The organism is Flavonifractor porci (assembly GCF_037572415.1).
Classification (GTDB): Bacteria; Bacillota; Clostridia; order Oscillospirales; family Oscillospiraceae; genus Flavonifractor; species Flavonifractor porci.
This window is the reverse complement of sequence record NZ_JBBHLB010000002.1, coordinates 243,697-257,186: the sequence shown is the minus strand read 5'-3', so window position 1 is coordinate 257,186 and position 13,490 is coordinate 243,697. Positions and strand designations below refer to the sequence as shown.

Annotated in this window: 11 protein-coding genes; 4 read left to right on the top strand and 7 right to left on the bottom strand. The window is 61.0% G+C overall.

Going from position 1 to position 13,490, the window contains the following annotated elements:
* Positions 1-173 precede the first annotated feature (173 nt).
* The 3 genes from proB to WHJ28_RS03390 all read left to right on the top strand — a co-directional run bounded on the left by proB (position 174) and on the right by WHJ28_RS03390 (position 2,724).
* Positions 174-986, top strand: coding sequence for a glutamate 5-kinase (gene proB, locus WHJ28_RS03400; RefSeq protein WP_340039742.1), 813 nt, complete (start codon positions 174-176; stop codon positions 984-986).
* A gap of 76 nt (positions 987-1,062) precedes the next feature.
* Positions 1,063-2,310: a glutamate-5-semialdehyde dehydrogenase gene (locus tag WHJ28_RS03395; RefSeq protein WP_340039741.1), complete on the top strand. Its 1,248-nt coding sequence runs from the start codon at positions 1,063-1,065 to the stop codon at positions 2,308-2,310.
* A gap of 87 nt (positions 2,311-2,397) precedes the next feature.
* Positions 2,398-2,724, top strand: coding sequence for a hypothetical protein (locus tag WHJ28_RS03390; protein ID WP_340039740.1), 327 nt, complete (start codon positions 2,398-2,400; stop codon positions 2,722-2,724).
* Positions 2,725-2,767: 43 nt separating this feature from the next.
* Here the strand turns inward: WHJ28_RS03390 and WHJ28_RS03385 are convergent, their stop codons facing one another.
* The 7 genes from WHJ28_RS03385 to murI form a co-directional block, all read right to left on the bottom strand.
* On the bottom strand, positions 2,768-3,973 hold the full coding sequence (locus WHJ28_RS03385; protein WP_340039739.1) for a class I SAM-dependent rRNA methyltransferase: 1,206 nt from the start codon (positions 3,971-3,973) through the stop codon (positions 2,768-2,770).
* Positions 3,974-4,055: 82 nt separating this feature from the next.
* A complete protein-coding gene (locus WHJ28_RS03380; protein WP_340039738.1) occupies positions 4,056-6,377 on the bottom strand; it encodes an anaerobic ribonucleoside triphosphate reductase in 2,322 nt (773 codons plus the stop codon).
* Between the two features lie 222 nt (positions 6,378-6,599).
* The gene (locus WHJ28_RS03375) at positions 6,600-7,820 is read right to left on the bottom strand and encodes a homocysteine S-methyltransferase family protein (protein ID WP_340039736.1); all 1,221 of its coding nucleotides are present in this window, start codon (positions 7,818-7,820) and stop codon (positions 6,600-6,602) included.
* A gap of 133 nt (positions 7,821-7,953) precedes the next feature.
* Complete coding sequence (locus WHJ28_RS03370) at positions 7,954-9,228, bottom strand: glycosyltransferase family 2 protein (protein ID WP_340039734.1); 1,275 nt, start codon at positions 9,226-9,228, stop codon at positions 7,954-7,956.
* Between the two features lie 334 nt (positions 9,229-9,562).
* Positions 9,563-11,311: an arginine--tRNA ligase gene (gene argS / locus WHJ28_RS03365; RefSeq protein WP_340039733.1), complete on the bottom strand. Its 1,749-nt coding sequence runs from the start codon at positions 11,309-11,311 to the stop codon at positions 9,563-9,565.
* 195 nt (positions 11,312-11,506) lie between these two features.
* Positions 11,507-11,950 (bottom strand): YwiB family protein, encoded by a 444-nt coding sequence (locus tag WHJ28_RS03360; protein ID WP_340039731.1) that lies wholly within the window; start codon positions 11,948-11,950, stop codon positions 11,507-11,509.
* An 88-nt stretch (positions 11,951-12,038) separates the two neighbouring features.
* Positions 12,039-12,854, bottom strand: coding sequence for a glutamate racemase (gene murI / locus WHJ28_RS03355; RefSeq protein WP_340039730.1), 816 nt, complete (start codon positions 12,852-12,854; stop codon positions 12,039-12,041).
* 183 nt (positions 12,855-13,037) lie between these two features.
* Here murI and WHJ28_RS03350 point away from each other — a divergent pair, with 183 nt between their 5' ends.
* On the top strand, positions 13,038-13,454 hold the full coding sequence (locus WHJ28_RS03350) for a hypothetical protein (RefSeq protein ID WP_087187848.1): 417 nt from the start codon (positions 13,038-13,040) through the stop codon (positions 13,452-13,454).
* Positions 13,455-13,490 lie beyond the last annotated feature (36 nt).

Sequence of the window (13,490 nt, the reverse complement as noted above, 5' to 3'; positions counted from 1 at the left end):
CTATCACTGTTCAGCGCAGGCTATTGTACTCCAAAATTCCGTGGATTTCAACCGTAAAAGCATGAAAAAGTGGTAAAACGTATAGTTTTCTTTGCGCAAACTATGACTTCTTTCCTTTACTGCATTGCGGAACTGTGGTATGATGCTCACAGACGCAAGATCAGGCAAGGAGGATGAACGCTTTGCAGCGCAAGAAACAGGTACGTCGATTGGTGGTCAAGGTGGGTACTTCCACCCTCACCCGGGACACCGGCAGCCTCAATCTTCAGAATATGGAACGACTGGCCAGGGTGCTCTCCGATCTGGAGGGGATGGGATATCAGGTGGTGTTGGTTTCATCCGGCGCCATCGGCATCGGCACCAAGAAGCTGCGGCTGGACGCCCGCCCCACCGAACTGCGGATGAAGCAGGCCACCGCCGCCGTGGGTCAGTGCATGATGATGCACATCTACGACAAACTCTTCGCGGAATATAACCGCACCGTGGCCCAGATCCTGCTCACCGGCGAAGATGTGGACGCCCCCGTCCGGTCGGAGCATCTGCACAATACCTTTGAGGCACTGCTGGAGCTGGGGGTCATCCCGGTGGTCAACGAGAACGACTCGGTGTCCTCGGCGGAGATCGAGACCGGCCAGTGCAAGGTGCTGGGCGACAACGACACCCTGTCCGCCATTGTGGCCCGGCTGTGCGAGGCCGACCTGCTGGTGCTTCTCAGCGACATTGACGGACTGTACGATGCCGACCCCCGAACCCATCAGTCGGCCCAGCTGATCCACCATGTGGAAGCTGTCACCCCGGAGCTGCGAGCCATGGCCGGCGGCGCCGGCACCTGGCGGGGCACCGGCGGCATGGCCACCAAGCTCAACGCCGCCCAGATTGCCCTGGACGCCGGTATCGAGATGGTCATTGCCAATGGCAGCAATATCGAATCTCTTTATGATATTGTAAACGGCGCCGACATTGGCACCCGCTTCGCCGCCCCCTGAATTACATGACTCATCCCGTAGGGGCCGATGCCCACATCGGCCCGCTTCCACCTCATTATAAAAGGAGTGACAAATTATGACGCAGCTGGAAATGCAGGGTCTGGCCGCCAAAAACGCCAGCCGGGTGCTCTCCATTGCGGGTACCGCCAAGAAGAATGCCGCGCTGGAAGCCATCGCCTCCGCGCTGGAGGCCCGTCAGGAAGAGATTCTGGCCGCCAACCAGGAAGATATGACCGCCGCCAAAGCCGCCGGAATGCGCCCCTCCCTCCAGGACCGGCTGGCGCTGGACGGCTCCCGCATTGCGGGCATCGTGGACGGCGTGCGGCAGGTAGCCGCCCTCCCCGACCCCATCGGTGAGACCACCAAGATGTCCACCCGCCCCAACGGCCTGGTCATCGGCAAGCGCCGGGTGCCCCTGGGGGTCATCGGCATCATCTACGAGGCCCGGCCCAACGTTACCGTGGACGCCGCCGCCCTCTGCCTCAAGTCGGGCAACGCCGTTATTCTCCGGGGCGGCAAGGAGGCCTTCCACTCCAACCAGGCCTTTGTCTCCATCATGCGGGACGCCCTGGAGTCCGCCGGTCTGCCCCGGGACTGCGTGGCTCTGGTCACTGACACCACCCGCCAGAGCGCCACGGAGCTGATGAACCTGACCGAGTATCTGGACGTGCTCATCCCCCGGGGCGGCGCCGGCCTCATTAAAAATGTGGTAGAGAACGCCAAGGTGCCGGTGATCCAGACCGGGGTCGGCGTGTGCCACGTGTACGTCCACGGGGAGGCCGATCTGGATATGGCCGCCCGCATCATCCACAACGCCAAGACCTCCCGGCCCTCGGTGTGCAATGCCGCCGAGTGCCTGCTGGTGGACCGGGCGGTGGCCCGGGACTTCCTGCCCATGGCCTGGCAGCTGCTCCAGACCAAAAACCTGGAGCTGCGGGGCTGCCCCGAGACCCTGGCCATCCTGGGCGACTTTGTGGTTCCCGCCACCGAGGAGGACTGGGATACCGAGTTCGGCGACTACATTCTGGCCGTCAAGGTGGTGGGCGGCTTTGACGAGGCGGTGGAGTTCATCCACGCCCACGGCACCGGCCACTCCGAGGCCATCGTCACCAACAACTACTTTGCCGCCCAGCAGTTCCTGGATCAGGTGGATGCGGCGGCAGTGTACGTCAATGCCTCCACCCGCTTCACCGACGGCAACGAGTTCGGCCTGGGCGCCGAGATCGGCATCTCCACCCAGAAGATGCACGCCCGTGGCCCCATGGGCCTGGAGGAGCTGACCTCCAGCAAGTTTGTCATCTACGGCACCGGCCAGATCCGCTGAGCATAGAATGGAGCGGCCCCATACGGAATTCTTGTTACATACGGCGGGCAGCAATGCCCGCCGTATGAATTTGTAGGGGGTGCTTCCATGCTGGAACGCCAGATCAAGCCGGAGGGCGGCGTGGTATACTGCGACCTGGGCACCCTGTGCCCGGAGGCCGGTCAGATCATTGACTGTACCCTGACCCTGACCCAGGTGCTGCCGGAGCGGCGGGTGGCCCTGGCAGCGGAGCTGATGGACGGGGATACCTGTCTGGGGGCCCGGCTGTTCACCATCCCGCCCCATCATGAACCTGCCGCCGCCGATCTCAGGCTCACCGGCCTGCGCTTCTACCTGCCCGAAGGGACCGACCGGCCCCTCACGCTTCGGGCTGACGCCCACTATATGGACCGGAACGAGCGCTGTTTGCTTTAAAACATACAGGGGCCGCTGCCAATGGCAGCGGCCCCTGTGTTTTTTATTGTTCATCCATAACCTGGAAGATGTGGAATTTCAGATAGAGAGACTGGTCCGCTCCCCACAGCACCGGATGGTCGGGGGCCTGAGTACGGTACTCCACCTGCCGCAGGCGGCGGTGAGCGTCCCGGGCGGCCTCTCCAATGGTCTTGGCCAGCAGCTCGGGGGTCATGAAGTGGGAGCAGGAGCAGGTGGCCAAATAGCCGCCGTTTTTCACCAGTTTGATGCCCCGCAGGTTGATCTCCCGGTAGCCGGTCACCGCCTTCTTGACGGAGGCCCGGGATTTGGTAAAGGCCGGCGGGTCCAGGATCACCAGATCAAACTTTTCGCCTTTTCTCTCGAGCTCAGGCAGCAGTTCAAAGACGTCGTGGCACTCAAAGCGCACCCGATCGCTCATGCCGTTGAGCTCCGCGTTGCGGGTAGCCTGATCCACGCCCAGCTGAGAGGCGTCCACCCCCAGCACCTCCCGGGCACCGCCCTTGGCGGCGTTGAGGGCAAAGGCGCCGGTGTGGGTGAAGCAGTCCAGCACCCGGCCTCCTTTGGCCAGAGGCTGGATGGCCAGCCGATTGTACTTCTGGTCCAGGAAGAAACCGGTCTTCTGGCCCTCGGCCACATCCACCTGGTACCGGACCCCGTTTTCCACAATTTCCACCACCGGGTCAAAGGGCTCGGACAGGAAGCCCTTCACCCGCTCCATGCCCTCCTTCAGGCGCACCTTGGCGTCACTGCGCTCATAGATACCCCGGATAGCGATGCCGTCTTCCGCCAAAATATCCACAAGCAGCTTCAAAATGGTGGATTTCATCCGGTCAATGCCCAGGGCCAGGGATTCCACCACCAGCACATGGTCGAACTTATCCACCACCAGGCCGGGCAGGAAGTCAGCCTCGCCGAAGATGATGCGGCAGGAGGAGGTGTCCACCGTGTCCTTGCGGTACTGCCAGGCGGCCCGCACCCGCTTTTCCAGAAAAGCCTCGTCAATCACGGTGTCCGCCTTCCGGGACAGCACCCGCACCGTGATGGTGGAGGCCCGGTTGAGGAAGCCTACCCCCAGAGGGTAGCCGTTGTAGTCCTCAATGCGGATCACGTCGCCGTCGGCGGGCTGCCCCACGATCTCACCAATTTCGTTGTCATAGATCCAGGGGCCGCCAGCCTTGAATGAGCGGCCCTCTCCCCGCTTCAGGCGGATAGCAGGCATATCAGCCATACACAAAATCCTCTCTATTTAAAATGGGGCGGGGCAGAGCCCCGCCCCTATGGGTTTCGTTCCGGGCCGTGGCCCGGCTTTCTTATACGCCGTGCTTCACCCGGTCGTGCTCCTCGGCCCGCTTGGCGTTGTTGAAGCGGTCCAGGGTACCCACCAGGTAGCCGGTGATGCGGCGGATGCGTTCAAAGGGCACGCCGTCTGCCTCGGTACGGCCGCAGCCCGGGCAGCGGTCCCCGATGATGCCGGAGAAACCGCACACCGGGTCCCGGTCAACCGGGTGATTGACGGAGCCGTAGCCGATGCCGCTCTCCTTCATGCAGCGGATGACCTTCTCAAAGGCCTCCAGGTTGTCGGTGGGATCGCCGTCCATCTCAATGTAGCTGATGTGTCCAGCGTTGGTGAGGGCGTGGTAGGGCGCCTCGATCTTGATCTTGTCGTAGGCGGAGATGGGGTAGTACACCGGTACATGGAAGGAGTTGGTGTAGTAATCCCGGTCGGTGATGCCCTCCATGACCCCGAAGCGGGCCTTGTCCATCCGGACAAAGCGGCCGGACAATCCCTCGGCGGGGGTAGCCAGCAGGGAGAAGTTGAGGCCCCGCTTTTCGCTCTCAGCGTCCATCCGGGCCCGCATATGGGAGATGATCTCCATACCCAGCACCCGGGCCTTCTCGCTCTCGCCGTGGTGAACCCCGATGAGGGCCTTCAGGGTCTCGGCCAGACCAATGAAGCCTACGGACAGGGTGCCGTGCTTCAGCACCTCCCGCACCTCATCGTTCCAGTCCAGCTTCTCGCTGTCCAGCCACACCCCCTGGCCCATGAGGAAGGGGAAGTTGTAGACGTGCTTGCGGCACTGGATCTCAAACCGCTCCAGCAGCTGGTCCACGCACAGGTCCATCATCCGGTCCAGAGACTCGAAGAAGGTGTTGAGGTCCCCCCGGGCCTTGATGGCCAGCCGGGGCAGGTTGATGGTGGTAAAGGACAGGTTGCCCCGGCCATTGCAGATCTCCCGCTCAGGGTCGTATACGTTGCCGATGACCCGGGTGCGACAGCCCATATAGGCGATCTCGGTCTCGGGATGGCCGGGCTTGTAGTACTGCAGGTTAAAGGGGGCATCGATGAAGGAGAAATTGGGGAACAGCCGCTTGGCGGAGCACCGCATAGCCAGCTGGAACAGATCGTAGTTGGGCTCGCCGGGGTTGTAGTTGACCCCCTCCTTCACCCGGAAGATCTGGATGGGGAAAATGGGAGTCTCGCCGCCGCCCAGGCCGGCCTCGGTGGCCAGCATCACATTCTTCATCACCATACGGCCCTCGGGAGAGGTGTCCATACCGTAGTTGATGGAGGAGAAGGGAGTCTGGGCGCCGGCACGGGAATGCATGGTATTCAGGTTGTGGATCAGGGCCTCCATGGCCTGATAGGTGGCCCGGTCGGTCTCCTTCACCGCCCGCTGCTGGGCAAACTTCTGGGCCTTCTCCACGGTGGCCTCGTCCCCGAACTTGGGCACCAGAGCGGCCCGCTCGGCTTCAAAGTATTCCTCGCTGCCCGCCAGAATGGGGCACAGGCCGGTCTCCTTCTCCAAGTCGGCCATGACGGCCTTCAGCTCCTGCTCGGGGTCGCTCTCATCCTCCAGCAGCATGAGGGCCCGGGCCAGGTTCTGGCGGTACAGCCGCTTGAAGGTCTTGCGGACGCCGTCAGCCATGCCGTAGTCGAAGTTCACCACGCTCTGGCCGCCGTGCTGGTCGTTCTGGTTGGACTGGATGGCGATGCAGCACAGGGCGGCGTAGGAAGCGATGTCGTTGGGCTCCCGCAGAGTACCGTGGCCGGTGGAGAAGCCCCCTTCAAAGAGCTTCTTGACATCGATCTGACAGCAGGTGGTGGTGAGGGTCAGGAAGTCCAGGTCGTGAATGTGGATATCCCCCTCCCGGTGAGCCCGGGCATGATCGGGGTTGAGGACGAACATATCGTAGAACTGCTTGGCGCCCTCGGAGCCGAACTTGAGCATGGATCCCATGGCGGTGTCTCCGTCAATGTTGGCATTCTCCCGCTTGATGTCGGAGTCCTTGGCGGCGGAGAAGGTGATGTCCTCATAGGTCTTCATCAGCCGGGTATTCATCTCCCGGGCACGGCTGCGCTCCTCCCGGTACAGGATGTAGGCCCGGGCAGTCTGAATGTAGCCGTTGTCCATCAGTACCCGCTCCACCAGGTCCTGAATGTGCTCCACGCCGGGCTGCTTCTCCCCCTCCACCTCCAGGATGGAGAGGACCTCGTCAGCCAGCCGTTTGGCCTCGGCCTCCTTGCCCGGCTTGTAAGTGGCTCGGAAGGCCTTGTCAATGGCGTCGGCGATCTTCCCTTCGTTGAACTCTGCCAGCCGGCCGTCCCGTTTTCTGATTTTGGTGAGTGTCATTGCGATCCGTTCCTTTCCCGCTCCACTGTTGCAGGCGATTACCGCCCGTTATATTCTGACACAATATCTTGTGCTTTGCTTCTTTACACAACACCCATAATACAGTATCTTGATATATGCCGTCAAGGCACAAAACAAAAAGCCCGTCCCAAAAAGGGGACGTGCTTTTTGTCTGTTTCGCTGATTTTATTTTTGGGCCCGAAGGTCCCTTGACAGGGCTTCTTACAGCAGCACCAGGCCGTACCGGCCCGCCATCTCCCGGAGGAAATCCTCCTCCAGATCCCCGGTGCCATCCCAGAAAGCCCGGCCCTGGTAGAGCCGCAGAGCCTGCTCCAGCAGTTCAGGCACATCGGACCACAGGCACAATGCGTCCTTCACCACATACTGATTTTCGGCAAAGATATCCAGATCGTCCTCCTCCAGGATGGCGATCTTCAGCGCGCCCTGGGGGGACTCCTCCTCGGCCTCCAGAATGTCCTCCATCAGGTCAGGGGTACACTCGATGGTCTCACCCACATCCACATCGGGGGTGATGAACCGGGCCTCCTTCTCGCTGGCGCAGGGGATCACATCCGGGTCCCGCTCCACCGGCTGGAAGGCGGTAAAGTCCACCTGAGCCATAGCCCGTGCCACTGCCTCCAGATGCTCCGGTCCCGCCCCGCAGCATCCGCCGAATATACGGGCTCCGGCGGCGGCATATTGGGGTACAAAGCCCGCCAGCTCCTCCGGGGTACAGCAGGCCCCGGGCAGCCCGGCAGAGGGTTTTGCGATCAGGGGTACGGAGGCATAGGGCATCAGCCGCTCCAGCTGCTCCGCCGTGTCCGCGGGGCTGGTGCAGTTGAGTCCGAAGGCGGACACCCCCATGCCCTGCATGACAATGAGTCCGGCCAACACGTCGGTACCGCCGGGGGTGCGGCCCTCATCGTCGCAGGTGAAGGATACCCACACCGGCTTGTCCGACACACTCTTGCAGGCCAGCACCGCCGCCCGGGCCTGAGCCATGTCGGTCATAGTCTCCAGGAAAAACAGGTCCACCCCGGCAGCTTCCAGCGCGGCGGCCTGCTCCGTGTAGACCGCCACCAATTCCTCAAAGCTGCTCTCACCAAAAGGAACCAGCATCAACCCGGCGGGGGCCATGTCGCCCGCCACCAGCGCACCGTCGCCCGCGGCCTGCCGGGTGAGCTCCACCAGCCGCTGGTTGTATTCTCTTACCTGTCCCATGATGCCCCTGCGCTCCAGGCTGGCCCGGTTGGCGCCAAAGGTGGGGGCCAGCAGAATGCGGCTGCCCGCCTGCACATAGCGCCGCTGCACCTCCAGCAGAGCCTGGGGATGCTCCAGTACCCACTGCTCGGTGCAGGCTCCATCGGGCATACCCAGACGGCGCAGCTCGGTTCCGGTGGCGCCGTCCATCAGAATGGGCATAGATAAGGGAATGGTGTCCATAATTGATTTGTTCCTCCTGTATTGCACATTTGGGTGGTATTATATCACAGTTTTGCGCTCCAATGCAAGCCTGGTTCCCAGGCAAAAGAGACCTGCCGCAAAAAACGGCAGGTCTCTTCTCGTCGGGTTTGGCTCAGCCCGCCCCCACCCGCTTGGTGGCGGTGTGGTAGATGGGCTTCCACTCCACCTTCTTCACCAGAGCGGCAATGGAGATGGGGATGTAGGTAAACATGAAAATGGGGAAGGTAAACACATAGACCAGCTTCCGCAGGGGAGATGCGCTGATGTGCTTCCACTCGGAAAGTACCGTCAGCAGGCCGTAGAAGAACAATCCCACATAGAAGTTCCACAGGGCGGACAGCATAAATCCCACGGTCACGTCGATGACCTTGGCGGCAATATAGGCCGGCTGAGTCATACAGCTGGCCAGGATGATACCGTTGAACAGGATCATCACCAGGGTGAGCAGCATACCGGGGGCCACAGTCACGAACATATCGTAGCAGGAGGTACCCAGCCGTCCGGGGCGGAAACAGCCCTTCAGCAGGGGCACAGTGTAATCCCGGTCCACCTCATAAAAGCCCTTGGACCACCGCAGCCGCTGGTCCCAGGACTGCCGGAAGGTGGTGGGCTGCTCGTCATACACCACGGCGGTGTCGCAGTAGCCGATCTTGCGGCCCTGGATGGCACAGTCCACAGAGAACTGGATGTCCTCAGTGAGCAGGTGGAAGGGCCAGCCGCCGTTCTCCCGAATAACCTTGGAGGACACCAGGAAGCCGGTACCGGACACATGGCAGTTGGTACCCAGCAGGGTGCGGGGGAAGTTGAGGAAGCGGGCCTCCCGCAGGAACCAGATGGAGTATCCGGCGGAGATCCAGTTATCTCCGAAGTTCTTGGAGTTGCGGTAGCAGGTGATGGCGTCGTAGCCCTTATCAAAGGTACGGTTCATCTCGGCCACAAAATTGGGGTCCACCAGATTGTCGGCGTCAAAGATGAAGTAGCCGTCGTAGATGTCCCTGCCCTCCTCCTCCAGGCGGTGGAAGAGGTAGTCCATGGCGTAACCCTTGCCCTTCTTCTGCTGGTCGAAGCGCTCATACACAAAGGCGCCGGCCTTACGGGCCACACCGGCGGTATCGTCGGTGCAGTTGTCAGCCACCACATAGAGGTCCAGCAGCTCTTTGGGGTAATTTTGCTTGTTTAAGCTGTCCAGCAGTTCCCCGATCACCCCTTCTTCATTGCGTGCGGATACCACCACGGCAAAGCGATGGAGCTTTTCAGGCTGATGGGTCTCTTTCCAGCGGCGGCGCACCAGCCCCACCACCACATAGAAGCCCTGGTAGAGGTAGAGCAGGGTGAACAGCAGCACCACTGCAAAATTCAAGTCTTTTACCAATTCTAATATCGTCATTCCATGATCCTCCGTCTGTTGATCGCTGAAGGAACCCGCCCGCGGCAGAGCAGCCGCGTGCATTGCATATCATACCACACCCAAAAAAGATTACAAGAGTGTTACATACCAATTAACAGAAGATTAAGGGAAAGTTTTTATTTCTTTTATACAAATGTAAGAAATCCGACCTCTCCTCTGTAAACAGATTCCATATGACTCTAATTCGCCTGTTTTTGAAACATTCAGCATAGTTTCAGGTAGACATAATACTCTTGTATCATTGCGGTTTTTTCTTGGACGAAAATTTACAAAAAAAGATCCCGCTTTTTTGAAAAAAGCGGGATCTTTTTCCTTACATCTTTTCAGGAGCGGTAACGCCGATGAGGGCCAGGCAGTTGGCAATGACGGAACGCACGGTATCTGCCAGCTTGAGTCGGGCGGAGAGCACGTCGGCCTCCTCCCCCTTGATGCGGCAGGCGTTGTAGAAGCGGTGGAAATCGCCGGCCAGGGTAATGAGGTAACGGTTGACGTGGGAGGGATCGTAATCCCGGGCAGAGATGCGGATCACCTCGGGCAGCTGGGACAGGGTCTTAATGAGGGCCTTCTCCTCGGCGGTGGTGAAGAGGGCGGCATTCACAGCGGCCGCGTCAGGCATCTGGGCGCCCTCCTCGGTGAGGCGGCTCACCAGAGAGCAGATGCGGGCGTGGGCGTACTGGACGTAGTACACCGGGTTATCGGAGTCCTGCCGCACCGCCAGATCCAGATCGAAGTCCAGAGCGGAGGTGGAGGACCGGGAGTTGAAGAAGAAGCGGGCGGCATCCACGCTGACCTCGTCCAGCAGATCCCGCAGGGCGATAGCCTTGCCGGAGCGCTTGGACATCCGGACGGGCTGACCGTCCTGCAGCAGGTTGACCAGCTGCATCAGCACCACCACCAGCCGGTGGGAACCGTCCAGGCCCAGGCCGTCCAGAGCGGCCTGGAGACGGGCCACATGGCCGTGGTGGTCAGCGCCCCAGATATTGATAGCCTTGGAGAAGCCCCGCTTCTCCAGCTTGTTGCGGTGGTAAGCAATATCGGCGGCAAAGTAGGTGTAGAAGCCGTTGGCCCGGCGGAGCACATCGTCCTTCAGGTCCAGCTTGTCCACCTGCTCCTGGGTCTTGCCCTCGGCCATAAACTTCTGCTTGAGCAGAGCGGTGGTGTTGAGCCACAGGGCGCCGTCCTTCTCATAGGTCCAGCCCTTGTCGGCCAGCATCCCCACCGTCTCGGCCACATAGCCGGAGCTGTGGAGGCCGGACTCCAGGAACCACTCATCGTACTCGATCTGGTAGCGGCGCAGATCAGCCTTCATCTTGGGGATGTTGACGGACAGGCCGTACTGGGCCATGGCCTCCTGGCGCTCCTCCTCCGGTTTATCCTTCCAGTCGGGGCCGTGCTGGTCATAGAAGGCCTGAGCCAGTTCCTTGATGTCGTCGCCGTGGTAGCCATCCTCGGGGAAGGGATAGTTCTCCTCACCCAGCACGATCTGGAGATACCGGGCATCGATGGACATGGCGAACTTGTGGATCTGGTTGCCGGCGTCGTTGACGTAGAACTCACGCCACACGTCGTACCCGGCCCGGGTGAGAACGCTGGCCAGAGCATCACCCAGCACGCCGCCGCGGGCGTTGCCGATGTGCATGGGGCCGGTGGGGTTGGCAGAGACGAACTCCACCATTACCTTCTCGCCGTGGCCCTCGTCCACCGCGCCGTAGGTGCTCCCCTCAGCCTGGATGTCGGTGAGGACCTCACCGTACCACTTGCTGCCCAGGGTGAAGTTGAGGAAGCCGGGGCCGGCGATCTCCACCTTATCAAAGAAGGTACCCGCCAGGTCCAGATTGTCCACAATGGTCTGGGCGATCTGCCGGGGGGCCTTGTGGAGAGCCTTGGCGCCCGCCATGGCGAAGGAGGAGGCGTAGTCGCCGTGGGTGGGGTCCTTGGGGATCTCGATGGTTGCCTTGACCTCCGCCCCTGCGGGCAGCAGGCCCTGGGCCGCGGCCTTCTCATAGGCCGTCTGGGTCAGCTGGGCGACCTGCTCCCGGGCCGCCTGGATCATATTGGACATATCTATCACCTTTTCTTTATTTCTCAAAAATGCAAGCATTTTTGAGAGAGAATGCAGCCCGCCGCGCGCATCCTCTGTCCGCCAAAGCGGCCAGAGCCCACACTTGCGGGCTGAGATGTGTTTTTCCCGAGGCTCATGTCCCCGGGAAAAACGGATTTTTATTACTCCGTTTGGGGATGGAACTATGCTGCGGTTTTACTGGCGGATGCTGTTTCCCTTCTGCCGCACCTGGATATGGAAGAGGTTCTCCCCCGCCACCGCATGGTCGATCTCCAGGGCGTAATTGATCTCGATGCTGCCGCCCAGAGGGCTCAGCTCGGCTCGCATCTTCTTGGTGTTGATGCCTACCGCCAGAGCGCCGTAGGGCGTGTTATACATGGACAGGTGCCGCCGCCCCTCCTCAAAGACCATCTGGGAGTTGACCTCCCCTACCCGCAGCAGGGTGACCCGCTCGGGCTCGATCTGGAAGGTGGTAAGGGTACCCTCCAGCCCGGTGAGCTCGCTCTCCTGATAGCTGAGGGTGTAGCCGTCCTCCCCGTCGGGGGACAGTCTGCCCTCGGTCACCAGTTCGATGACCTCCGGCTCCTGGTCCTCAAAGGACTGCTTGCCCTGAATGGATATGATAACGTTGTTCTCCATGGTTCTACGTTCCCTCTTTATCGGCCCTTCCGGCCGCAAATTGCACCATATTATATCCAATTCCCATCCCAATGTAAAGGGCTGGTTTTCAATAGCAGCTGATATCCACCTGGCCCACGGTGCCGGTGACGTCCCAGCCCAGGAAAATGGAGGCCAGCCGGGAGAAATCCTCCTGCCGGTCGCTGACAAAGTACCGGCAGCTGCCTCCCTCCGTCTTTCCGGACAGAGCGTCGTCGGCTGCCAGCCGGGCGGCAGCGGCCCGGGCGCCCTCCGCTCCGGCGTTGACCAGCCGGACCTGGGGCCCCATTTGGGCGGCGATCACATCCTGGAGCAGCGGATAGTGGGTACAGCCCAGCACCAGGGTGTCCACTCCCGCCTCCTTCAGGGGGGCCAGGTACTCCCCCGCCACCGTCTCGATGACAACATCGCCGGGCCGGAAGCGCCCGTTTTCCACCAGGGGCACAAAGAGAGGACAGGGCTGAGCGGTCACCTGGGCCGCCGGGTCGCCCTTGCGGATGAGGGCCTCATAGGCGCCGCTGCGGATGGATGCCTGGGTGCCGATGAGTCCGATCCTGCCGTTTTGCGTGGCCTCCGCGGCGGCGGCGGCGGCAGGGGCCACCACACCCAGCACCGGGATGGGGTTCTCATTGGCCAGGATGTCCAGGGCCGTGGTGGACACAGTGCCGCAGGCAATGACGATGAGTTTCAGATCAAAGGTACGCAGAAAGGCCACGTCCTGGCGGGCGTACCGGATGATGGTCTCCTTGGAGCGGCTGCCGTAGGGCACCCGTCCGGTGTCTCCGAAATAGACGATATCCTCGCCCGGCAGCAGGCGGCACAGCTCCCGCACCGTGGTCAGGCCGCCCAGGCCGGAGTCAAATACGCCAATGGGTCGACTGTCCAAGGCGTTCCCTCCTTGTAATACTATGGTTCTTTTAATGATAGGGGAAACAGGGCAGGAAAACAAGGGGTTATTTTCACATTTTTCCCTCCCTGGTTTGACATTTCTTCGGGGGTGATTATAATATGAGAGTGGGGTATGGTCCCTCCTGCCCCAACGTCATGACAGCGAGGAGGTCGCATTGGTATGAAGCTGGAACTGACGACCAAGCAGTTTCGCCGTCTGCTGGATATGGCCTATATCGGCAACTGGATCTTGAATTCCACCCGGGGCGACGACCGGTTCAGGGACTATGACGAGGTAGAGAGCCTGCTCTTCGCCAAGGCCCGGGCGGAGGGAATGCCCACGCTGGCCGAGGACTGGCAGGGCGAAGTGGTCCCCTCCCGCGCCTTTGCCGAGGGCGGCATCCACGAGGCCATCATGGAATATGAAAACAATGTGTTCTTCGATATTCTGGCGGAGGACCTGGCCCGCCGGGACATGGACGATGCCCCCATCGACGAGAGCAATTATGACGAGCTGGCCAGCCGCATCGACGCCTATATCGCTGAATTTGAGGAACACGGCACCGATAACATTCTGGTAGACAGCGATCACCTGTAAGACGGCTCAAAGCCCCTGCCATATGGCAGGGGCTCT

Coding starts and splice junctions, on each gene's coding strand:
- WHJ28_RS03395 (WP_340039741.1), top strand. CDS start 1,063: ATGACGCAGCTGGAAATGCAGGGTCTGGCCGCCAAAAACGCCAGCCGG.
- WHJ28_RS03370 (WP_340039734.1), bottom strand. CDS start 9,228: ATGACGATATTAGAATTGGTAAAAGACTTGAATTTTGCAGTGGTGCTG.
- WHJ28_RS03350 (WP_087187848.1), top strand. CDS start 13,038: ATGAAGCTGGAACTGACGACCAAGCAGTTTCGCCGTCTGCTGGATATG.
- proB (WP_340039742.1), top strand. CDS start 174: ATGAACGCTTTGCAGCGCAAGAAACAGGTACGTCGATTGGTGGTCAAG.
- WHJ28_RS03385 (WP_340039739.1), bottom strand. CDS start 3,973: ATGGCTGATATGCCTGCTATCCGCCTGAAGCGGGGAGAGGGCCGCTCA.
- WHJ28_RS03390 (WP_340039740.1), top strand. CDS start 2,398: ATGCTGGAACGCCAGATCAAGCCGGAGGGCGGCGTGGTATACTGCGAC.
- WHJ28_RS03380 (WP_340039738.1), bottom strand. CDS start 6,377: ATGACACTCACCAAAATCAGAAAACGGGACGGCCGGCTGGCAGAGTTC.
- argS (WP_340039733.1), bottom strand. CDS start 11,311: ATGTCCAATATGATCCAGGCGGCCCGGGAGCAGGTCGCCCAGCTGACC.
- WHJ28_RS03375 (WP_340039736.1), bottom strand. CDS start 7,820: ATGGACACCATTCCCTTATCTATGCCCATTCTGATGGACGGCGCCACC.
- WHJ28_RS03360 (WP_340039731.1), bottom strand. CDS start 11,950: ATGGAGAACAACGTTATCATATCCATTCAGGGCAAGCAGTCCTTTGAG.